Below are 21,362 nucleotides of genomic sequence, written 5' to 3'. Positions count from 1 at the left end.
CATCCGCGTGCGGGGATCCGAAGTATCGTCGCAGCGGCGCTTCCTTGCGACCGTGCGGCGGTTTCGGGCGGACGACTGCTGGATGCGCAGTGGCCCGGGTGCGAATGCCGGCGGCGGTCGCGTGGACCCAGCGCCGATTGCCACGCTTGTATGCGCAATCCGCCCGCCTGCGGCCTGAATCCGCCCGCGTTTCGACGCGCGGTGCGCGCGCAATGACGGCTCCCGACGAACGGAGCTCACCCATGATTTCGAGATTCGCGCCCGGCGTCACCGCGAAGGTGCTGGGGGTCGCCGCACTCGCGCTGTCGATGCTCATCCCGCTCGCGCAGGTCAACGACCTCATCGGCGAACGTGCGGGGCGCGCACAGGAGGCAGCGCGGCAGATCGCCGTGCGCTGGGGCGCGCCGCAGGTCGTCGGCGGGCCGGTGCTCACGGTGCCGGTACGTTGCGGGATCGAGCGCGAGGGCAAACCCGTCACGCTCGAACGCACCGACTTCGTGCTGCCCGACCGCCTCGCGCTCGCCGCGACGCTGGCGCCGGAGCTGCGCAGCTACGGCATCTACGAGAGCGTCGTCTACACCGCGACGATCAAGGCCGAGGGCCGCTTCGTGGCGGGCGACTTCGCGCACCTCGGGGGTGACGGTTGCAGCGTGCAGTGGCGACGCGCCGAGCTGCGCGTGCCGCTCGCCGACGTGCATGGCATCCGGCGTGCGGGCGCGCTGCGCCTGGGTGCGGACACGCTCGAATTCGGGCCGGACAGCGCGGGCCTCGGCAGCCTGGCCGCGATAGCGGCCGAGTTCCCGCTCGATCCGACGCTCGCCGCGCAGCCGCTGCCGTTCGCATTCGAACTGAGCGTCGCCGGCAGCGAGCGTTTCGCGGCGCTGCCGCTCGCGCGGCAAACCGACGTGCATGTCGACGGCGCGTGGGCGGATCCGGGTTTCGACGGCGCCTTCGTGCCGGCCGAGCGGCACATCGACGCGAACGGGTTCCGCGCGGACTGGCAGGTGCTCGATCTCAATCGCCCGATGCCGCAACACTGGTCGTCGCTCGACGCCGCGACGGTCGATCCCGCCGCGAGCGCGTTCGGCGTGAACCTCGTGCGGCCCGCGAATGCTTACCAGCAGAACGTGCGCGCCGGCAAGTACGGACTGCTGTTCATCGCGCTCACCTTCGTCGCGTTCTTCCTGTTCGAAGTGCTGCGCGGCCTGCGCGTGCACCCGGTGCAGTACCTGCTCGTCGGCGCGGCCTTGTGCACGTTCTACCTCGTGCTGCTCGCGTTGTCGGAACACGTCGGCTTCGGCATCGCTTACGCCGTCGCGGCGGGCGCGACCGCGCTCATCGTCGGCGCCTATGCGGTGGCCATCCTCGCGCAGCGGACCGCCGGGATCGCGCTCGGAGGCCTGCTCGCGCTCGTCTACGCGCTGCTGTACGGACTCGTCCGCAGCGAGGACTATGCGCTGCTCATGGGCTCGCTCGCGATGCTCGCGACCGTCGTCGCGCTGATGGCGTTGACGCGTCGCGTGGACTGGTACGCGGCAGGTACGAAGGCGCCAGCCTGAGGCAACTCCGCGGCGTCCCCCCCGGAGCTCCCACGACCGCCTCATGGTGTCCTTGTGGGAGCGCCGGAAGGCGCGATGCTTCTTGAGGGTTGAGGGTTGAGGGCTGAAGAGCATCGCGGCTTCCGCCGCTCCCACAGGAACGGCACGCGGTGCCAGCCACCGCTGGGCTGCGCCCGCAGTTGCTAGAATCCCGCATCATGAACCTGCTCGCGATCGAAACCGCGACCGAATCCTGCTCGGTCGCCCTGCTCTCCGGCGAACGCCTGTTCGCGCGCAGCGAACTCGCGCCGCGTCGGCACGCGGAATTGCTGCTGCCGATGTGCGACGAGGTGCTTGCCGAGGCGGGCCTTGCGCGTCGAGGCCTCGACGCGATCGCGGTCGGCTGCGGTCCGGGTGCGTTCACCGGCGTGCGCCTCGCCGTCTCGGCGGCGCAAGGGATCGCGTTCGCACTCGGCATTCCCGTCGTGCCGGTGTCCTCGCTCGCGGCGCTCGCGCTGCAGGCGCCGGATGGCGACGCGCCCATCCTCGCCGTCATCGACGCGCGCATGGGCGAGATCTACGCAGGCTGGTTCCGGCGCAGGCCGGACGGCCTCGTCGAGCCGTCGAGCGCGGAGACGGTCGGGCCCGCGGCTGGGCTGCCGCTCGCGACGCGCGCCGCCTGCCACGTCGTCGGCAGCGGCTGGTCGACCTATCGCGACGTGCTGCGCGAGCGACTCGGGGGCGAGCCTGCGTGGGCCGAAGGGGATCGTTTCCCGCAGGCCGTCGACGTAGCGCGGCTTGCGTGGTCGCGTTTCGGAGACGCCGTCGCGCCCGAGCAGGCGTTGCCGGTCTACCTGCGCGACAAGGTTGCGCTGACGCTCGCGGAGCAGCAGCGCGGCCGCTGACTCATGGACGCGGTTCCGCGGCAGGCGCGCTGCGCCGCCACGGCAGGCCGCGTTTGAGGCGCAGCGCAGGTTTCTCGAGCGCGTGCCACGACAGCACGGCCAGCAAGGTGGTGGGTACGAGCGCGACAAGGCCATTGGCGACGGGCGTGGCGGCGGGCCAGGACGCGGCGACGACCTGCTGCATCGGGAAGCCCCATAGATACAGTCCGTACGAGTAGTCGCCGAGACGGTCGAAGCCGGAGGCGGGCACGCGATAGGCGAACCAGAACACGAACGCCGTTTCCGCGAGTGCGAACGCGACCGGATAAGCCGGGGTGTCGCGCAGGCACCAGCACGCGGCGGCCAGCGCGACGACGCCGATGCCGTGCACGGGAATGCGGTCCCGATGCAGGTAGCACGACGCGCCGAGCGCGAACATCGCGGCGAGCCGCGCCGATCCGGGGATCGACAGCAGCGGATTGACGCCGGGCGCGAACCAGCCGAGCAGCAGCAGGGCCGCAATCGCTGCGCTCGCCCAGGCGCGCCGCGCGAGCAGGCCGATCCCGCCGAGCAGCGCGACGCACAGGTACATGCGCACCTCGATCGGCAACGTCCAGATCGAACCGTTGACCGTGCTGCGGCGTGGGTTGTGGGCGAATACGCCGGGCAGATCCCATTGCAGCCGATCCAGCCCGAGGTTCGCACGGACGTAACCGCGCGTATCGGGATGGGCCAGGTAGTCGCGCAGCGGCAGCTCGGTGAACGCCGCGCCGAGCACGAATGCGCACAGCAGCATGCACACGGCGTACGCGGGCAGCAGGCGCAGCGCGCGTGCCCACACGAACGCGGGCAGGCTGTGCCGGCGCAGCCAGCTGCCGGTGACGAGGAAGCCGCTGATCACGAAGAAGAGATCCACGCCGATCGCGCCTGCGTAGTGGCCCCAGCGCAGGCGCAGGAACAGGTCCGTATCCGCCGGCGCGTGCACGACGAGCGCGTAGCCGTGGCCGTAGATCACGAGCACGGCGGCGACGATGCGCAGCAGCAGGAAATTGTCGTCGCGCGAGCTCAGGCCGGCGGCGAGGCGGATCGGCGGCACCCACAGGCGCGAGGCGAGCGAACGCAGCGACACGGCGTCACGCGGTCGCGGGGCGCACGCACGCATGCGCGGGCAGCCCGGCCCGATGCAGACGCGGACCGTCGTACGGTCGACGCCGCATCACGGCCATCATGTGCGTCGGCGTGATGCGACCGGCGAGCATCTCCGCTTCGTCGCGCGCGTGCACGCGATCGATGAAGTCGCGGTCCCACGGCGCGTTCGCGTCGAAGTGCGGACCGAAGCTGCGATCGATGAACGGATCGACGAGATTGCCGTAACCGATGAACAGTTCGAACTCGAACCGCGCGAGCAGCAGCGGCAGGATGTCCTGCGCGCGGATGCCTTCGAATCCCGAGGACGAACAATCCCAGTACTCGAGCAGTTCCTCGTGGCGTCGCAACTGCACGTTCCAGCGATAGCCGCGAGGCAGTTCGCGCCAGTACTCGTGCACGATCTCCATCGCCTCGGGCCAGCGCATGTGGCCGTTGCGGCCGATCATGTCCGACGTCACGAAACGGCCTTCGGGCCGCAGCGCGGCGTCGATCGCGGCGAACAATCCTTCGAGGTTGACGACGTGGTGCAGGCTCTGGTTCGCGATGATCGCGTCGTAGCGGATGGCCGGACGCCAGTCGTTGAAGTCGCCCTTCGCCGCGACGATCTGTTTCGATACGCCGGCTTCGGATGCGAGTTGCCGGCCACGTGCGAGCATCGCCTCGTTGATGTCCACGCAGTCGATCGTGAAATCCTCGATCCCGCGCGCGACGAGCAGTCCGGCGACGCGCACTTCGGTGTCGCAGTTGCCGCAGCCGAGGCTCGCGAAGCGCGCGTGCCCGCGCGCGGGCTGCGCGTCCGCGTACGCGGACGCGAGGTAATGGGCGAAGAACGCGTCGGGATGGGAGAAGCCGAACGCCTCGAGCTGCGGGCGCAGGAACCGGTTCGACCAGTAATGGAAGATCGGCGGCAGGTCGTGCACGTCCTCCTGGTCGGCGAAGATGGACGTTTCTTCGGCAAGCCGCGCGAGATAGGCCGGATCGTCGACGCCGGCTGCCGGGGCGTGCGCGCGGTACCAGCGACGGAGCGGACGCCTGATCGATTCCGGCAGGTGGCGCGCCAGCGGTCGCAGCCAATGGACGAGACGGGCGGGCACGATCATGGCTTCGGCGGATCCTCGTGGGCGGAGGCGGGCGTGCCCGCATCGCCTTGGTACAGCATGACCGCCAGCTGCGGCAACAGCCATCGCGAGAAGCGCTCGCGGCCCTGCGCATTCGAGTGGTAGAAGTCGAAGAACGCACCACAGCCGCCGTCCGCGTCGCCGTCGAAGAAGTCGGTCGCGTCGACGAGGCGGATGCGACCGGCATCGGCGAGCGGCTTCAGGATCGCGACCGCCCATTCGTGCTGGCCGCGGCCGAGCACCTCGTTCCAGATCCGTGGCATCGGCATCAGGATCACGACAGGCGGTGCCGGCCAGTGCATGTCCGAAAGCTGCTCGCGCACGAGATCGCGCGTGCCCGACATGAACTCCGGCGGAGTCGCCATGGAGGCTCCCGTGGAGAAATCGGGCGCCTCGGACGCGCGCGTGCGCAACTCGCGGCATTGGCGTCGCAGGGCCGCCTCGCCGTCGCCGCTCGTGGCCTCGAGCCGATCGCACGCGGCGAGGCTGTCGACGCCCCATGCACACATGTCGCCGTGCGATTCGGGATTGTCGAACAGGACGTGGTGCGCGTCGGCATGCGCGTCCCGCCACGCGATGCTCTCGCGCCGCTGCGCTGGCGCGGCGGCGAATGCGCGCACGTCGTCGCGCCAGGCGAACAGCGCCGATACGACGCCGTAACTCGCGACGTCGTGGATCGCGAAAGGAATGCGTGCCGCGATCCACGGCAGGTCGTCGGCGCGCCGGAACGGCTGCAGGATGCCGAGCTCGTAGTAGCCGTTGTAGGCGAACGCGAGATCCTGCACGGACAGCGCGACGATGCCGCCGCGCACCTCCGGATGCTCGCGTTCGAGCCAGCGCGCGAGCACGCCGACCGACGTCCAGTGCGTGCCGGGCATCGTCAGGTCCGCGTGGGTGCGTCCGCGCCGCGCGGCTTCCGCGGCGAGCAGCGCATGGTCGATGCCGTACTCGGGCCGCGAGCTGCCGAGGGTCACGTAGTCGATCCGTCCGACGGCAGGGTCGCGCAACGCCCGCTTGAGGCGAATGCTGGTTCCGGCGTGGCTGTTCGGCTCCGCGAGCGGTTCCCACGCGCCCGCCGCGAACAGCGCCTCGATCGCGAGCACGAGCGCGAACGGCGCGGAGAGGACGAGCAGCCGGCGCAGCACGGCGTCAGAACTGGAAGTAGATGAAGGGAGCGGTCCGCGTCGGTGCGAACCAGGCCATCGCGACCATCGCGACGGCGAGCGCGCCCGCGAACAGGGGTCCGTCGCTGGCGGCGATGCGTTCCTTGTAATGCGTGCGCGCGCCGACCTGCTGCAGCGCGAACATCGCGCCGAGCAGCAGCGCGACGCCGCCGAGGTCGCCCGCGTGCAGTGCTGGCTGAGCAAGGTTGGCGAGCACGGCCTGGGCGCCGGCGACGTCGCGTGCGCGGAAGAAGATCCACGCCAGGCACACGAGGTGGAACGTGACCAGCACGCGAAGCGCCGTCGCGAACGGATTGCGCGCGTTCCACCAGCCCACGCGCGCGAGCGCGGCGCGCTCGAGCGCGAGGTATGCGCCGTGCAGCCCGCCCCAGACCACGAACGTCCAGGCCGCGCCGTGCCACAGGCCGCCGAGCAGCATCGTGAGCATGAGGTTGGCGTAGGTGCGCGCGTCGCCGTGACGATTGCCGCCGAGCGGGATGTAGAGGTAGTCGCGCAGCCAGCGCGACAGCGTCATGTGCCAGCGCCGCCAGAATTCCTGGATGCTCTGCGCCGCGTAGGGATAGTCGAAGTTCTTCGGGAAGCGGATGCCGAGCAGCAGCGCGCAGCCGATCGCGATGTCGGTGTAGCCCGAGAAGTCGCAGTAGATCTGGAACGCGAACGCGTACACGCCGAGCAGCGTCTGCGCGAACGACAGGCCTGCGGGGTGGTCGAACACGGGGTCGGCGACGAGCGCGAGGTTGTCGGCGAACACGAGCTTCTTGGCGTAACCGAACGCGATGAGCACGAGCGCGTACTTGACGTCGGCGAAATCGACGCGCTGGTCGCCGTCGAGCTCGGCGAGGAACTCGCGTGCGCGCACGATCGGCCCGGCTTCGATCTGCGGGAAGAACGCGACTGCGAGCGCGTAGTCGAGCAGGTTGCGGCGCGGCGGCAGCACGCCGCGATAGACGTCGATCGTGTAGGAGAGGCTCTGGAACGTGTAGAACGAGATGCCGACGGGTAGCAGCAGGTCGATCGGCGTGATGTGCCAGGCCGGCGAAGCGATCACGTCGACGCCGCCGTTCCAGGTGGCGATGAGCCAATTGGCGTACTTGAACACGGCGAGGAAGCCGAGGTTGACGAGCACGCTGAGCACGACGAGGCGGCGCGGCCGCGGCGTGCGCGGCAGCCGCAGCGCGATCGCGTAGTCGACGAGGGTCGAGAACCACACGAGCAGCAGATAGTGCCACTGCCACTGGCCGTAGAAGTAGTAGCTCGCCGCGAGCAGCATGAGCTTCTGTGCCGTCGGCCAGCGGCGCAGCGCCTGGTTCGACGCCAGGATGACGAGGAAGAAGACGATGAAGTGGATCGAGTTGAACAGCATCGGTCGTGCGTCACCGGCGCTGCGTGCGGGCCGGCGCGATCATCCCGCCCCGCGCGGGCGCAGCAGACGGCGCGCGAGGTAGCGCAACCGGCCGAGGCGTCCGGCGAACAACGCCGCCTGCGACCGCTCGAGGTCGCCCGTCAGGCGCGCGATGTCGCGATACAGCCGCTGGTTGTGCTGGTCGCGGCGCGCGAGCAGCACGCGCAGTTCCTCGACGTCGCGTTCGTCCAGCGTGAGGCCGGCGCGGAAGCGCTCCGGCAGCGGCCGGTCGACGTAGATCGTCGAATGCGTGCCGGCGAGTTCTTCGGCCGGGCGTTCGCGCGTGTAGAAATACAGCGCGATCGACTTGCGCGAAAGCGCGCGCCGTTCGGGCGGCAGGGTGATGCGGCTGAAGCCATGCCAGCTCCATTCGGTCGTCTCGAAGATCACGCAGCGGTTGAACAGCGGCGTGACGAGCGTGACGCGATCGTCGGCCGAGCGCGGATCGGAATGCAGCTCGAGCGAGCCGCCCCAGGCGTCCTCCCATTCGCGGTTGAGGTACACGATGAGGTTGAGCCGCCGGTGCCAGGGTTCGCGCGGATGCCGGTTGAAGTCGACGTGGGGGTCGAGGTCCTGCCCTTCGCGGTTCTCGTGCGTTCCGCCGCCGAAGTAGTCCGGGTCGTAGAGCAGGTCGCGGATGCCGGTGATGCGGCCGACGAGGCCGAGGAACTCGGGCGTGCGGATCAGGTCGTCGAGCTGTTCATAGGGCGCGCCGAGGCCGCGGATCCGCTCGACCGTCGACTTGCCGCCGAGCTCGCCGGCCTCGTTGCGCGCGTTGCCGCGCTCGAACGGCGGGAACTGTGCCAGCAGCGCCGCCGCGTAGGCGGCGTCGAGAAACCCGTCGATGACGACGTGGCGGAACGGATCGCGTCGCGCGAACGCGGCCGCGTGGCGATCGGCGTCGGCGACGACGCGCGCATCGATGCGTTGGGTCAGTGGAGAGGCGGGCATAAGTGCGCATGATGCCATGCGGCCGGGCGGGCGACATGCCCGGCGGGTCGCCGACCGCCTCGCGCGGTGGGGACGTCCTTACGGGTCGTTCATCCGCTCGAGCACCCGCCCGATGCGCTCGCGCGTGCGTGCGCGCAGCAGCGCACTCGCGTGCGCACGCAGTGCGGCGCGGTCGAGGCCGATGACCACTTCGCGGATCTCGAGCAGCACGGCCGGGTGCATGCTGAAATCGGTCAGGCCGAGCGCGAGCAAGAGCGCCGTGTAGCGGCGGTCTCCGGCCATTTCACCGCAGAGCTTGACTCGCTTGCCTGCGCGCTGCGCGATCGCGATCGTCTGCGCGAGCAGCTTGAGCACGGCAGGGTGCAGCGGGTCGTAGAGGTTCGCGAGCTGGTCGTTGTTGCGGTCGACCGCGAGCGTGTACTGCACGAGGTCGTTGGTGCCGATCGCGATGAAGTCGAGCGAGCGGATCATGCCCTGCAGCGCGATCGCCGCGGCCGGCACCTCGATCATCGCGCCGAGTTCGACGTTGTCGGCGATCTCGTGCCCGGCCGAACGCAGGTCGCGCGCACAGTCGCGCAACATGCCCCGCACGCTCGCCATTTCCTCCGCGGCGGACACCATCGGCACGAGCACGCGCACGGGGCCATAGGCGGACGCGCGCAGGATCGCCCGCAGTTGGGTGCGCATGAGCTGCGGGTGGCGCAACGACAGCCGCACGCCGCGAACGCCGAGCGCGGGGTTCTCCTCGTCGTCTAGCGCGAGCCCGCTCGAGTCGGCCTTGTCGGCGCCGAGGTCGAGCGTACGGATCGTCACGGGCAGCCCGCCCATGCCGAGCACGAGGTCGCGATAGCAGAGGAACTGCTCGTCCTCGCCGGGAACTTCGCGCCGCTGCAGGAACAGGAACTCGGTGCGGTAAAGGCCGATGCCGGCCGCGCCGCAGGTGCGCGCCTGCGCCACGTCGGCCGCCGACTCGGCGTTCGCGTACAGCGCGACCGGGACGCCGTCGCGCGTGCGCGTCTCGGCGTCGCGCAGCAGCGCAAGGCGCTTGCCCTTGTGCACGACGTCGCGTTGCCAGGCGCGATAACGCGCGAGGTCGGGCGCGGCGGGATGCACGATCGCCTCGCCCTGTCCGCCGTCGACGAGGATGAGGTCGTCGTCCTGGATGCGCGCGAGCGCGTCGTGGGTCGCGACGATCATCGGCAGGCGCAGCGAACGCGCGAGGATGGCGCTGTGCGAGACCTGGCTGCCGGACGTGAGCACGACGCCGAGCACGCCGTGCTCGGCGAGCGGCACGAGCTCGGAAGGCGCGACCGAGTCGCTGACGAGGATCTCGCCGACGCGCGAGGCGAGCTGGCGCTCGGCCCGGCTCGATTCGCGCGTGAGGCCGGCCTGCACGCGCGCGATGACGTGTTCGACGTCCTCCTTGCGACTGCGCAGGTACGGATCGTCCATCGCCTCGAACACGGCGACGAGGCGATCCTTCTGCATCTTGAGGGCGGCGCTCGCACGGTAGCGGCCGATGCGGATGAGGTCGAACAGGCCGCTCGTGAGCTCGCGGTCGGCGAGCATGAGGCTGTGCGCATCGATGAACTCGGCGACTTCGCGCGCCATCGCGCCGTGCACCTTTTCACGCAACGTCGCGAGTTCCTCGCGCGCGGCCGCGATGGCGTGCCTGAGCCGCCCGATTTCCGCCTCGATGTCGGCTTCCGCGAGCGGGCGCTCGTCGACGAGGTACCGGCTCGGTTGTTCGAGGCGAGCGCGGCCGAGCGCCATTCCGCGCGACGCGCCGATGCCGGTCAATACGAATCGCACGCGCCTTCCATCCTCCGTAGCGCAGTTCCCTGCGGGCCGGCGTCGAGTCCGAGCCCGCGTTCGCATGGCGCGTCGCCTCGGGCGACGCCGTCGCCGCGCGGCCGTGCCGCTGCGGCGAATCCCTACTGGCCTTCGTCGAACTTGCGTTCGAACAGGTCGACCATCGCGTTCATTGCCGCTTCCTCGTCGACGCCTTCCGCGCGCAGGCGGATCGGCGTGCCGAGGCCGGCGGCGAGCATCATCACGCCCATGATGCTCTTGGCGTTGACCTCCTTGCCACGGCAGGCGATGAATACGCTGGACTGGAATGCATGCAGTGTCTGCACGAGCTTCGCCGAGGCGCGCGCATGCAGGCCGAGCTTGTTGCTGATCGTGATGTCCTTTTCGATCATTCGGGGGCCGGGGTCGAAGCCGGCATCAGCCGGCCGGGAAGTGGGCATGGTTGCCGACGGGAGAGGGCACCATGGACGGTAGCTTGCCGACATCGAACGCCATCGACCAGAGCATCTGCGGTTCGACGATGCATGCTTTACGGCCCTCGGTCGTGCGTTCAGGGATTGTCCACGACGATGCCCCCGCGGCCGCCGCTGGCCGCGGTCTGGGCGAGTTCGTCGAGCGACTGCTCCGGGTAGTTGAGGACACGCAGCAGCATCGGCAGGTTCAATCCCGACACGCAGTGCATGCGCACGCCGAGGTCGGGCAGGCGCTGGGCGATGTTGCACGGCGTCGCGCCGTACAGGTCGGACAGCACGAGCACGCCGTCGCCGTGATCGAGGTCGCGTGCATTCGCCGCCGCCGCGCGCAGCATCTGGTCCGGATCCGCGTTCGCCGCGACTTCCTGCACCTCGACCGGCAACGGCAGCCGGCCGAGCACGTGGCGCGCGGCGTTCACGAGCGCCGCGCCCATCGACTCGTGCGTCATGAGCAGCACGCCGACGCTCATGGTGCGCGACGCCGCGATGGGAGGTCGGAGAGCAGGGGCCGGGCGAAGCAGGTGCCTGCAGGATCGCTGCGCACCGCCTCGCTCGCCGCGCACGGCAAGCTGACGCGCATGCACGCGCCGCGACGCGGGCTCGCGTGTGCGACTCCCGAATCCCCGATCCCGAATCCCGGCTTCATCATCACTCCATCTCCCGATGGTATGTCAGCACCTGGCCATAGCGTGGACGAAGCTGTTCGGCCAGGCGTTCCGCAAGATACACCGAGCGGTGGCGTCCGCCGGTGCAGCCGAGACAGATCGTGACGTAGCTGCGGCCGTCCGCCTCGAACCGCGGCAGCCAGCTGGAAAGGAACGCGAGCAGGTCGTCGCCGAACTGCGTCACTTCGGGCTTCGCCTCGAGCCATTCGCGCACGGGTGCATCCTTGCCCGACAGCGGTCGCAGTTTCGAATCCCAATGCGGGTTGGGCAGGCAGCGCGCGTCGAACACGAAGTCGGCGTCGGTCGGCACGCCGCGGCGATAGGCGAACGACTCGAACAGCAGGGTCATCGCGCCGGGCGTGAGGCCCATCTCGGTGATGACGAGGCGGCGCAGCTGGTGCACGTTGAGGTTGCTGGTGTCGACGACGCGGTCCGCGAGCGCGAGCATCGGCTTGAGCAGGCGGCGCTCCTCGGCGATCGCCTCGGCGAGGCCGAGGCCGTCGCCGGACAAGGGGTGGCGCCGTCGCGTTTCCGAATAGCGCTTGATCAGCACCTCGTCGCTCGTGTCGAGGAACACGAGCCGGTAGCCGATGTCCGAGCGCGCGAGTTCGGCGAGGATCTGCGGCAGCCGGTTGAGGTTCTCCGCCCGGTTGCGCACGTCGACGCCGACCGCGAGCTTGCGGTGCCCCGTGGTGGAGTGCGAGAGCGCCTGCACGAACGCGGGCATCAGCGCCGCGGGCAGGTTGTCCACGCAGTAATAGCCGAGATCCTCGAGCGTACGCAGCGCGACCGTCTTGCCGGAACCCGACAGGCCGCTGACGACGATGAGCTGGTCGGGGCCGTTGGCGAGGGCGCCGTCGGTGGCGGCGGCGGTGGTCGCGTCCGCTACCATGGCGGCAGTCGGCGCATCTGGTGCGCCTGGCGGTCAATGAACGTCTGGGCCGGGTCGAAGCCCTTGCTCTTGAGCATGTGGCTGCGCACGGCCGCCTCGGCGAGCACGGCGATGTTGCGGCCGGGCGCCACGGGGATCGTGATCTGCGGCACGCGCACGTCGAGGACTTCGCGATAGCCGACGTCGCCGGTCAGGCGCGTCATCGCGTCGCCCGGCGGCGAGTCGAGCTTCTGCGGCTTGAGGTGCACGATCAGGCGCAGGTACTTCGATGGCTTGACCGCGGTATGGCCGAACATCTCGCGCACGTTGAGCACGCCGAGTCCGCGCACTTCGAGCAGGTCGCGCAGCATCTCGGGACACGTGCCGTCGATGACGTCCGGCGCGATCAGGGTGAACTCGGGCGCGTCGTCGGCGACGAGGCGATGGCCGCGCGTGAGCAGTTCCAGCGCGAGCTCGCTCTTGCCGGTGCCGCTCTCGCCGGTGATCAGCACGCCGATCGAATACACCTCCATGAGCACGCCGTGCAGCGTGACCTGGCGCGCGAGCGTGCGCGCGAGCTGGTATTGCAGGTAGGTGAGCAGCTCGTGCCCGCGCTTGGGGCTGGTCCACAGCGGCGTGTTCGACTCCTCGGCCGCCAGGCGCAGGTCGGCCGGCACCGGCTGGTCCTTGCTCACGAGCAGCGCGGTCGGCTGGTAGGCCATGATCTTCTCGACCGTCTCCCAGCGCTGGCGGGAATCGAGCCCGTCGAGGTATTTCAGTTCCTCGGTGCCGACGATCTGCACCTTGTTCGGGTAGATGATGTTGAGATAACCGACCAGCGACGGCCGACGCTCGAGCGTGTCGCCGGTTTCGATCGCGCGCAGCTCACCGCGCAGGCCGGCCGTCCAGCGCAGCGAGAGTCGCTCGCTGACGGCATCGAACAACTGGCGCGCGGTCAGGCGATCCATGCGATGGACAGGGCTGGCGGCTGGGGACTGGGTGCCATGGCAGCGTCGGATCGGGGCGACGACGAAGTGTAAGGCATGCCCACCGCGGTCGCCCGCATCCGGCACCGGCGACGCCGTGCCCTCAGCCCCCGACCCTCAGACTCCGTTCCAGGACCGCCCGCAACTCGGTGGCATCCGGCGCCGATCGCAGCGCCCGGGTCACGTCGACGTCGGAAAACAGGTCGGCGAGTTCGGCGAGCAGCTTGAGGTGCTGGTCGGTGAAGTGCGCGGGGACGAGCAGGGCGGCCACGAGGTCGACCGGGCGGCCGTCGTCGGCGCCGAAGTCGACCGGCGCGGCGAGGCGGACGAACGCCGCGCTCGCCTCGTCGATCTTCGCGCTGCGTCCGTGCGGAATCGCCACGCCGTGCCCGAGGCCCGTGCTGCCGAGCCGCTCGCGCGCGGTGAGCGCGTCGCGCGCGAGTGCCGGGTCGCCGCCACCGGCAAGCAGATGGGCGAGCCGCTCGATCAGCTCACCTTTGTCGGCGGCGGCCACGTCGGTCCGCACCCGCTCGGCGGGCAGCAAGTCGAGGAAAGGCATGGGCGGGCGCGGGGTCCGGCGACTGGAACGTCAACTGTACCGCGTCGCGCGCACCGATTCCGCGTGATGGTCGGTCAGCTTTTCCTTGTGCTTGCGCAGCTGGGTGTCGACCTTGTCGACGAGCGCGTCGATCGCAGCGTACATGTCGGAGGCGGTCGCGTCCGCATGCAGGGTCTTGCCCGAGAGCTGCATCGTGACCTCGGCCTTGTGCAGCAGCTTCTCGATGCCGAGCATGACCGTGACGTCGTGCAGCTGGTCGAAGACGCGCGTGACGCGCTCGAACTTGCCGGCGGCGTAATCGCGCAGCGCGGCGGTGACTTCGACCTGGTGGCCCTTGACGTTGATCTGCATGACTGACTCCTCGCTGGACGGGCGCGGCGATCGCCGGGCCCTGGTTCGAACACCGCGTGCGTCGCCGGGCGCGCGCGCGGTTCCAACATTCCGACACTCGATCGATGCCTGCGTTCCCTCCGTCGTGGGGATGGTCATTACGGTACGTGGTGGCGTCCCGACGTCATCCAAGGCGGCTGCGATCGTTCGACGAAGGGATGTTCATCGCTTCGCGGTACTTCGCCACCGTGCGTCGCGCGACGTTGATGCCGCGCCGGTTCAGCTCGGACGCGAGCAGCTGGTCCGACATCGGGCGCGTCGCATGCTCCTCGTCGATGAGGCGCTTGATCATCGCCTGGATCGCGGTCGCGGAAGCGGCGCCGCCGTCGACCGTGGTGACGCCGCTCGAGAAGAAGTACTTGAATTCGAACGTGCCGCGCGGCGTGTGCAGGAACTTGCGCGTCGTCACGCGGCTGATCGTCGACTCGTGCATGCCGATCTCGTCGGCGACGTCCTTGAGCACGAGCGGCCGCATCGCCTCCGGACCGAACTCGAGGAAGGCTTCCTGCGCACGCACGATCGCGCCGGCGACCTTCAGCATCGTCTCGGCGCGCGTCTTGAGGCTCTTGATGAGCCAGCGCGCTTCCTGCAACTGGCCCTTGAGGTAACTCGCATCCTCGCGGCGCGCCTTGGCGATCAGGCTCGCGTAATGCTCGTTGATGCCCAGGCGCGGCTGGCAGCCGGGCGCGAGCGCGACCTGCCAGCGGCCGGCGACCTTGCGCGCGTACGCGTCCGGTGCGACATACTCGGCGTTCGTGCTCGCGAACGCGGCACCCGGCTTGGGCACGAGCGACCGGATCAGCGCCAGCGCGGTGTCGAATTCCGCCTCGCCGATCTGCATGCGTTGGCATATCCGCGCGCGATCCTGCTTCGCGAGCGCCTCCAGGTGATCGGCGACGAGCAGCTGGGCGAGCGAGAGCCCGGGCGTCTGCACGTCGAACGCGTCGAGCTGCACCGCGAGGCATTCGCGCAGGTTGCGGCTGGCGACGCCGACCGGGTCGAAGTGCTGCACGCGATGGCGCACCGACTCGATTTCCTCGGATGTCACGGTATACAGGGCGGCCAGTGCATCGCGGATCGTGTCGTCGCTTTCGGCGAGGTAACCGTCGTCGTCGACGGCCTCGACGATCGCGGTCGCGATCGCGCGATCGCGCGGCGACATCGGCGTGAGGTTGAGCTGCCAGAGCAGGTGGTCGCGCAGGTCCTCGATCTCGGCGTCCTGCGGCTCGAGGCCTTCCTCGTCGGTCGCCCCGCTCGCGCGATAATCGGTCGGGTCGGGTTCCAGGTCGAGGTCGAGCGAATCGTCCTCGGCGGCATCGGCCGACTCGGTCGGCGCCTCGTCGGTTGCCTCGGCCGGCGCCTCGCCTTCCTCGCCCTCGCTGCCCTCTTCGGCCATGTCGAGCAGCGGGTTCGACTCGAGCGCGGTGTTCAGCTCCAGCTCCAGCTCCATGCGCGACAGCTGCAGCAGCCTGATCGCCTGCTGCAGCTGCGGCGTCAGCGCCAGCGACTGGCCGAGACGGAGTTGGAGAGCGGGTTTCATGCCGAAAACGTGCCAAGTGGCGTTTCGGTCATCCTAGCGCCAAAGACCGGCCGAGGGCAGGGCTTGACGCGGCGCCGCAACCGGCGGAGTCTTTGTCGAATGCTCTAGCCGGCGCGGACGTGACGTCCGTCACGCGCGGCGTACCTCACATGCGGAATTCGCGCCCGAGGTAAACCTCGCGAACCTGCTCGTTGGCGAGGATTTCCGCCGGCGTGCCCTGCGCGAGCACGCTGCCTTCGCTCATGATGTACGCGCGCTCGCAGATGCCGAGCGTCTCACGCACGTTGTGGTCGGTGATGAGGATGCCGATCCCGCGCGACTTGAGCTGGCGCACGATGCGCTGGATGTCGACGACCGAGATCGGGTCGATGCCCGCGAACGGCTCGTCGAGCAGCATGTAGCGCGGTTTCGCCGCGAGCGCGCGCGCGATCTCGACGCGACGGCGTTCGCCGCCGGACAGGCTCACGCCTTTCTGGCCCGCGATATGGCCGATCTGGAGTTCATCGACGAGCGCTTCGAGTTCGGCCTGGCGGCCGGCCGCGTCGAGGTCGTCGCGGAGTTCGAGGATCGCGAGGATGTTGTCGGTCACGCTGAGGCGGCGGAACACCGACGGCTCCTGCGGCAGATAGCCCACGCCGAGCCGCGCGCGCGCGTGCATCGGCGACGCGGTGACGTCGCGATCGTCGATGCGGATCGAACCGGTTTCGGCCGCGACGAGACCGACGATCATGTAGAACGACGTCGTCTTGCCGGCACCGTTGGGACCGAGCAGGCCGACGATCTCGCCCTGGCGCAGGTGGAACGCGAAATCGCGCACGACGGCGCGACCGCGAAAGCTCTTGCGCAGTCCCGATGCGCTCAGCATCAGGGTACCGCGCCCTTGTCGTCGGCGGGTTTCGCTGCGGGCTGCGCGTCCTCGGGTTTCGCCGCCTCCGGCGACTTCGCCTTCGGCTGCAGGATGATGTGCGCGCGGCTGCCGCCGCTCGCATCGCCGCTTTCCATTTCGCCGGTATTCGTGTTATAGGTCATCTTCTCGCCGCGGAATTCGCCGCGGCCAGCCTGCACGACCTTCACGTTGCCCGTGAGCACCGCGACGCTCGTGTCGTTGTTGAAGTCGATCTGGTCGGCATCGGCGGTCATCGTGCCGCCGCCGTCCTGCTGCTGCTCGACGTGCGCCTGCTTGCCCGTCAGCACGACGCGCAGCACGTCGCCGTTGGATTTCTGGTGGATCGTCGCTTCGGCCGCGGTCGCCTTCATCGTGCCCTGCACGACGCGCACGTTGCCGCGCAGGTAGGTCGTGCCCGGCTGCTTGTCCTTGCCCTGGTTGATCTTCGAATAATCGGCCGTGATGTCCATCGGCTTGTCGCGGTCGCTGCCGAGCGCATGCGCCGCCGGCACGGCGAGACAGGCGAGCAGCGCGGCGAAGATGCGCAGCGGGCGGTCAATGCGCGCCGTCGCGCGCGTGCCTCGATTGCAGGGTCGAGCTGACATCGGAGAGGAGCTCCAGGGACTTGTCGTTGAGATCGCCGCGAAGGCCGGTGCCGCGCAGTATAGAGCCCGGTCGGGTGATCGTCGCCGCGGCCGCGGTCTCCATCTTCTTCGCCTTCGGCCAGGTGGTGAGGTCGCGCGTCACGACGTCGACCGGGTCGGAGGCGTCGTCGGCGGTGGCTGCGCGGTGCATCTCGACGTGACCGAGCAGCTTCATGACCGAGCCTTCCTTGTCCACCCAGGCCGAGTCGGACGTACCGCTCCAGGGATGCCCGGTGCCGTCGACGAGCGCGTATTCGGGCGAGTCGACGAAGATCGAGCCGTCGTCGCCGCGCCGCGCTAGGCGCGGCCCGCGGACCTGGAACGTGCGCTTGCCTTCCGAATCCAGCGCGTCGAGCGTGAAGTCGCCGAGCGTGTAGTCGGACCGCGGCGGGCCCGCGAACGTTTCTGCATTGGTGCGCTCGCGCACGAGCCACAGCAGCGCCTCGGTGCCGATGGCGAGCAGGCCGAGCACGAAGACGATCACCCAGTAGCGGCGCTCCATCGGCGGTCAGCGCAGGAACGCGGCCAGCTCGGATTCGCCACGACCCTGCGCGCCGAGGATCAGGTCGCACACCTCGCGCGCTGCGCCGTTGCCGCCGGCGAGGCGCGTGCGCCAATGCGCGCGCTCGCGCACCCATGGATGCGCGTTCGCGACCGCGATGGCGAGGCCGACCTTCTGCATCGCGGCGAGGTCGGGCAGGTCGTCGCCGGTGTACGCGACGTCGTCCGCGCCGAGCTTGAGCGCGTGCAGGAGTTCGTCGAGGCAGGCGCGCTTGTCCTGCTGGTCCTGGTAGACGTGCGCGACGCCGAGCGCGGCCATGCGCTCGGTCACGACATGGCTGATCCGCGCGGTGATCACGGCGACCTCGATGCCGTTCGCGAGCAGGCGCTTGAAGCCGAGTCCGTCGAGTACGTGGAACGTCTTGATCTCGTGGCCGTCCGCGGTGAAGGTAAGCTGGCCGTCGGTGAGTACGCCGTCGACATCGAACACGGCGAGCTTCACGCGCGCAGCGCGTTCGCGGATGTCTTCGGGCAGGTCGGCGAAGTGGGTGAAGGGCATGCAGTCGAGGGCTGGGGGCTGAGGGTTGGCGATGGCCGTGGGCCGGGACGTGACGGGCGAGGAACGCGGCTCGGCGGGGTGCGCCTTTCGGCCCTCGAGCCCTCGGCCTTCGCTGTTCAGACCACCCGCGCGCGCAGCAGATCGTGGATGTTGAGCGCCCCGACGACGCGGTTGTCCGCATCGACGACGAGCAGGGCGTGGATCTTGTGCGCTTCCATGAGCTGCGCCGCCTCGACCGCGAGCTTGTCCGCGGTGATCGTCTTCGGCTGCGCGGTCATGAGCCGCGTGACCGGCGTCGTGCGCAGGTCGATGTCGTCGTCGTCGACCGCGCGGCGCAGGTCGCCGTCGGTGAACACGCCGAGCAGGCGCTGGTCGGCGGGGTCGACGATCGCGGTCATGCCGAGGCCCTTGCGCGTCATTTCGACGAGCGCCTCGGTCAAGGTGACGTCGGGCCCGACGGCCGGAATCTGGCCGTCGCTGTGCATGACGTCGCTGATCTTCAAGAGCAGCTGGCGGCCGAGGCTGCCGGCCGGGTGGGAGCGCGCGAAGTCCTCGTCGGTGAAGCCGCGTGCCTCGAGCAGCGCGATCGCGAGCGCATCGCCCATCACGAGCGCGGCCGTCGTGCTCGACGTGGGCGCGAGGCCGAGGGGGCACGCCTCGGCCGGCACGCTCGTATCGAGGTGCACGTCGGCGAGGCGCGCGAGCGTGGAGCCGTTGTTGCCGCTCATCGCGATGAGCGGTATGCCCTGGCGCTTGATCAGCGGCAGGATCGTCAGCAGCTCGTCGGTCTCGCCCGAATTGCTGAGCGCGAGCACGACGTCCTTCTGCGTGATCATGCCGAGGTCGCCATGGCTCGCTTCGCCCGGATGGACGAAGAACGCGGGCGTCCCGGTCGAGGCGAGGGTCGCGGCGATCTTGCGCGCGATGTGGCCGGACTTGCCCATGCCGGAGACGACCACGCGGCCGCTGCACTCGAACATGAGCTGGCAGGCGCGCAGGAAGTTCGCGTCGATGCGTCCGTGCAGCGCCTCGATCGCCTGCGCCTCGGTCGCGATGACGGCCTGGGCGCTGCGCACGAGCGCGGTCGCGTCGAGCAGCGGATTGCTCAGGGGGCGGGCGGCGGCGAGCATCTGGGCGTTCATCGTGGCGAGGTGGAGGGCCGCATAGGCGTGGAAGACATCGGGTTTTCTGCGCTGCCCAAGGATTTTGAGTACCATGCGCCGCCTCCATTGTAGCCGCTTCCCCGCCGGGATTGGTCCGGCAGGCCGGCTACAGGACGGGTCATGCGGCCTTGGCGTCGCACGCGAAGCCCGCACTCGCCCGCCGATCGCCCCAGGAGGCACCGAATATGGACAGTTCCACCGTGCAGAGTCTGATCCAGCGCGGCATGCCGGACGCGAAAGTCGAGGTACACGGTCCGGACGGCGTGCATTTCGAGGCGCTCGTCGTGAGCCCGGCGTTCGCCGGCAAGTTGCCGCTCGCGCGCCATCGGATGGTCTATGCGACGCTCGGCGAGCTCATGGGCGGCGCGATCCACGCGCTGTCGCTGCGGACCCTGACGCCCGAAGAAGCAGGGCCGGGGGCCGGGGGCTGAGGGCCGGCGCGGCGCGGGATTTTCCCCGCTCCTCGACCCGTCCACGCCTGCTACGGCACGCTCACGGCACCACGGTTACTTTCAGCCCTCCAGACCTCAGCCCTCGCATAGAAGACCCATGGCAAAGATCGTTATCAACGGCGGACAGCCCCTCAACGGCGACGTGTGGATTTCCGGGGCGAAGAACGCCGTGCTGCCGATTCTCGCCTCCACCCTGCTGGCCGACGGTCCGGTCACGATCAGCAACGTGCCGCACTTGCACGACGTGACCACGACGATGGAACTGCTCGGCCAGATGGGCGTCGAACTCGTCATCGACGAGCGCATGAAGATCCACGTCGACCCGCGCCCGGCCAAGCGCTATTTCGCGCCGTACGACCTCGTCAAGACGATGCGCGCGTCGATCCTCGTGCTCGGTCCGCTCGTCGCGCGCTTCGGCGAAGCCGTGGTCTCGCTGCCCGGCGGCTGCGCGATCGGCTCGCGCCCGGTCGACCTGCACCTCAAGGGCCTGCAGGCGCTCGGCGCCGAGGTCAGCGTCGAGGGCGGCTACATCAAGGCGCGTGCGAAGCGCCTGCGCGGCGCCCGCATCAACATGGACCTCGTCACCGTCACCGGGACCGAAAACCTCATGATGGCCGCCGCGCTCGCGCACGGCACGACGATCATCGAGAACGCGGCGCAGGAGCCCGAGGTCGTCGACCTCGCCAACTGCCTCAACTCGATGGGCGCGAGGATCAGCGGGGCCGGCACCGCGACGCTCGTGATCGAGGGCGTCGAGCGCCTGTCGGGCACGACCTACGAGGTGCTCCCGGACCGCATCGAAACCGGTACCTTCCTCGTCGCCGGCGCGATCACCGGTGGCAAGGTCACCGCCAAGCACGCACGACCGAAGACGCTCGACGCGGTGCTGTCCAAGCTCGAGGACGCCGGCGCGCACCTCAACACCGGCGACGACTGGATCGAGCTCGACATGCGCGGCCGCCGGCCGAAGGCGGTCAATGTCACGACCGCGCCGTATCCGGCCTTCCCGACCGACATGCAGGCGCAGTTCACCGCGCTCAACTGCGTCGCCGAAGGCGTCGGCATCATCACCGAGACGGTGTTCGAGAATCGCTTCATGCACGCGCTCGAGTTGCAGCGACTCGGCGCCGACATCCAGCTCGAAGGCAACAGCGCGATCATCAGGGGCGTCGAGAAGATGTCGGGCGCGCCGATGATGGCGACCGACCTGCGCGCATCGGCGTCGCTCGTCCTCGCCGGCCTCGTCGCGAGCGGCGACACGCTGATCGACCGCGTCTACCACATCGACCGCGGCTACGAGAACATCGAGGAGAAGCTCGGCGGCCTCGGCGCGCACATCCGGCGCTTGCCCGCGTAGTCGTTCCCTACTGGATCTCCGCGGACACCAGCCGGCCGCGATCGTCGTACTCGACATTGCCGTAGCCGCGCTCGTCCTCGAGCTTGATGTAGACGTGCGGCCTGCCGCACAGGCCGCTGCGGTAGATCGCCACGTCCTTGACCTGCGCCCGCGGCATCGACGGGATACGCGTCGGCGCCTCGCCGATCAGGTCGGGCAAGCGCGCGAGCGGAAAGTCGGCGGTCGCGAACGGCTTGTTGCAGTCGAACGGGATCGTGTCGTCCTCGCGCCAGAGCCGC

The 21,362-nt window shown here is 69.5% G+C and carries 23 protein-coding genes; 4 read left to right on the top strand and 19 right to left on the bottom strand.

Features of this window, described 5'->3' with window-relative positions:
• Positions 1–242: 242 nt before the first annotated feature.
• The gene (creD, locus tag VI238_RS02960) at positions 243–1,559 is read left to right on the top strand and encodes a cell envelope integrity protein CreD (RefSeq protein ID WP_331648280.1); all 1,317 of its coding nucleotides are present in this window, start codon (positions 243–245) and stop codon (positions 1,557–1,559) included.
• Between the two features lie 197 nt (positions 1,560–1,756).
• Positions 1,757–2,443: a tRNA (adenosine(37)-N6)-threonylcarbamoyltransferase complex dimerization subunit type 1 TsaB gene (tsaB, locus tag VI238_RS02955; protein WP_331648278.1), complete on the top strand. Its 687-nt coding sequence runs from the start codon at positions 1,757–1,759 to the stop codon at positions 2,441–2,443.
• 1 nt (position 2,444) lies between these two features.
• Here tsaB and VI238_RS02950 read toward each other — a convergent pair whose 3' ends face one another.
• The 18 genes from VI238_RS02950 to VI238_RS02865 form a co-directional block, all read right to left on the bottom strand.
• Positions 2,445–3,551, bottom strand: coding sequence for an acyltransferase (locus VI238_RS02950; RefSeq protein ID WP_331648276.1), 1,107 nt, complete (start codon positions 3,549–3,551; stop codon positions 2,445–2,447).
• A gap of 4 nt (positions 3,552–3,555) precedes the next feature.
• On the bottom strand, positions 3,556–4,671 hold the full coding sequence (locus tag VI238_RS02945) for a class I SAM-dependent methyltransferase (RefSeq protein ID WP_331648274.1): 1,116 nt from the start codon (positions 4,669–4,671) through the stop codon (positions 3,556–3,558).
• Positions 4,668–5,834, bottom strand: a complete 1,167-nt coding sequence (locus tag VI238_RS02940) for a hypothetical protein (protein ID WP_331648272.1) — start codon at positions 5,832–5,834, stop codon at positions 4,668–4,670. Before VI238_RS02940 ends, VI238_RS02945 begins: the two co-directional genes overlap by 4 nt.
• A 4-nt stretch (positions 5,835–5,838) precedes the next feature.
• Positions 5,839–7,236: an MBOAT family O-acyltransferase gene (locus tag VI238_RS02935; protein ID WP_331648270.1), complete on the bottom strand. Its 1,398-nt coding sequence runs from the start codon at positions 7,234–7,236 to the stop codon at positions 5,839–5,841.
• Between the two features lie 39 nt (positions 7,237–7,275).
• Positions 7,276–8,226 carry a 2OG-Fe(II) oxygenase gene (locus VI238_RS02930; RefSeq protein ID WP_331648268.1) on the bottom strand — a complete coding sequence of 317 codons (951 nt, stop codon included), beginning with the start codon at positions 8,224–8,226 and terminating at the stop codon, positions 7,276–7,278.
• Positions 8,227–8,304: 78 nt separating this feature from the next.
• Complete coding sequence (gene ptsP, locus VI238_RS02925) at positions 8,305–10,038, bottom strand: phosphoenolpyruvate--protein phosphotransferase (RefSeq protein WP_331648266.1); 1,734 nt, start codon at positions 10,036–10,038, stop codon at positions 8,305–8,307.
• 122 nt (positions 10,039–10,160) lie between these two features.
• Positions 10,161–10,430 carry an HPr family phosphocarrier protein gene (locus tag VI238_RS02920; RefSeq protein WP_331648264.1) on the bottom strand — a complete coding sequence of 90 codons (270 nt, stop codon included), beginning with the start codon at positions 10,428–10,430 and terminating at the stop codon, positions 10,161–10,163.
• Positions 10,431–10,588: 158 nt separating this feature from the next.
• Entirely contained in the window at positions 10,589–10,981 is a 393-nt protein-coding gene (locus VI238_RS02915; RefSeq protein ID WP_331648262.1) for a PTS fructose IIA subunit family protein, read from the bottom strand.
• A gap of 178 nt (positions 10,982–11,159) precedes the next feature.
• Positions 11,160–12,068 carry an RNase adapter RapZ gene (gene rapZ / locus VI238_RS02910; RefSeq protein ID WP_331648260.1) on the bottom strand — a complete coding sequence of 303 codons (909 nt, stop codon included), beginning with the start codon at positions 12,066–12,068 and terminating at the stop codon, positions 11,160–11,162.
• Positions 12,062–13,015: an HPr(Ser) kinase/phosphatase gene (gene hprK / locus VI238_RS02905; RefSeq protein WP_331648258.1), complete on the bottom strand. Its 954-nt coding sequence runs from the start codon at positions 13,013–13,015 to the stop codon at positions 12,062–12,064. The genes rapZ and hprK overlap by 7 nt, the downstream gene beginning before the upstream one ends.
• 121 nt (positions 13,016–13,136) lie before the next feature.
• Positions 13,137–13,592, bottom strand: coding sequence for a PTS sugar transporter subunit IIA (locus VI238_RS02900; RefSeq protein ID WP_331648256.1), 456 nt, complete (start codon positions 13,590–13,592; stop codon positions 13,137–13,139).
• 30 nt (positions 13,593–13,622) lie between these two features.
• Positions 13,623–13,943: a ribosome hibernation-promoting factor, HPF/YfiA family gene (gene hpf, locus VI238_RS02895; RefSeq protein ID WP_331648254.1), complete on the bottom strand. Its 321-nt coding sequence runs from the start codon at positions 13,941–13,943 to the stop codon at positions 13,623–13,625.
• A gap of 163 nt (positions 13,944–14,106) precedes the next feature.
• Positions 14,107–15,522 carry an RNA polymerase factor sigma-54 gene (locus tag VI238_RS02890; protein ID WP_331648252.1) on the bottom strand — a complete coding sequence of 472 codons (1,416 nt, stop codon included), beginning with the start codon at positions 15,520–15,522 and terminating at the stop codon, positions 14,107–14,109.
• 145 nt (positions 15,523–15,667) lie between these two features.
• A complete protein-coding gene (gene lptB / locus VI238_RS02885) occupies positions 15,668–16,387 on the bottom strand; it encodes an LPS export ABC transporter ATP-binding protein (RefSeq protein ID WP_331648250.1) in 720 nt (239 codons plus the stop codon).
• Positions 16,387–17,013 (bottom strand): lipopolysaccharide transport periplasmic protein LptA, encoded by a 627-nt coding sequence (gene lptA / locus VI238_RS02880; protein ID WP_331648248.1) that lies wholly within the window; start codon positions 17,011–17,013, stop codon positions 16,387–16,389. Before lptA ends, lptB begins: the two co-directional genes overlap by 1 nt.
• A complete protein-coding gene (lptC, locus tag VI238_RS02875; RefSeq protein ID WP_331648246.1) occupies positions 16,964–17,554 on the bottom strand; it encodes an LPS export ABC transporter periplasmic protein LptC in 591 nt (196 codons plus the stop codon). Before lptC ends, lptA begins: the two co-directional genes overlap by 50 nt.
• A 6-nt stretch (positions 17,555–17,560) precedes the next feature.
• Entirely contained in the window at positions 17,561–18,112 is a 552-nt protein-coding gene (locus VI238_RS02870) for a KdsC family phosphatase (protein WP_331648244.1), read from the bottom strand.
• Positions 18,113–18,228: 116 nt separating this feature from the next.
• Positions 18,229–19,242 carry a KpsF/GutQ family sugar-phosphate isomerase gene (locus VI238_RS02865; protein ID WP_414650018.1) on the bottom strand — a complete coding sequence of 338 codons (1,014 nt, stop codon included), beginning with the start codon at positions 19,240–19,242 and terminating at the stop codon, positions 18,229–18,231.
• A gap of 218 nt (positions 19,243–19,460) precedes the next feature.
• Here VI238_RS02865 and VI238_RS02860 point away from each other — a divergent pair, with 218 nt between their 5' ends.
• Both VI238_RS02860 and murA read left to right on the top strand, forming a co-directional pair.
• Positions 19,461–19,706 (top strand): BolA family protein, encoded by a 246-nt coding sequence (locus VI238_RS02860; protein WP_331648242.1) that lies wholly within the window; start codon positions 19,461–19,463, stop codon positions 19,704–19,706.
• 118 nt (positions 19,707–19,824) lie between these two features.
• Entirely contained in the window at positions 19,825–21,084 is a 1,260-nt protein-coding gene (murA, locus tag VI238_RS02855; protein ID WP_331648240.1) for a UDP-N-acetylglucosamine 1-carboxyvinyltransferase, read from the top strand.
• Between the two features lie 7 nt (positions 21,085–21,091).
• Here murA and VI238_RS02850 read toward each other — a convergent pair.
• A partial coding sequence (locus tag VI238_RS02850; protein ID WP_331648238.1) for a hypothetical protein occupies positions 21,092–21,362 on the bottom strand: 271 nt, incomplete at its 5' end.

Source organism: Dokdonella sp., from assembly GCF_036518555.1.
GTDB lineage: Bacteria > Pseudomonadota > Gammaproteobacteria > Xanthomonadales > Rhodanobacteraceae > Dokdonella_A.
The sequence above is the reverse complement of the archived record's forward strand: the minus strand, read 5'-3'. Positions and strand labels throughout refer to the sequence as shown.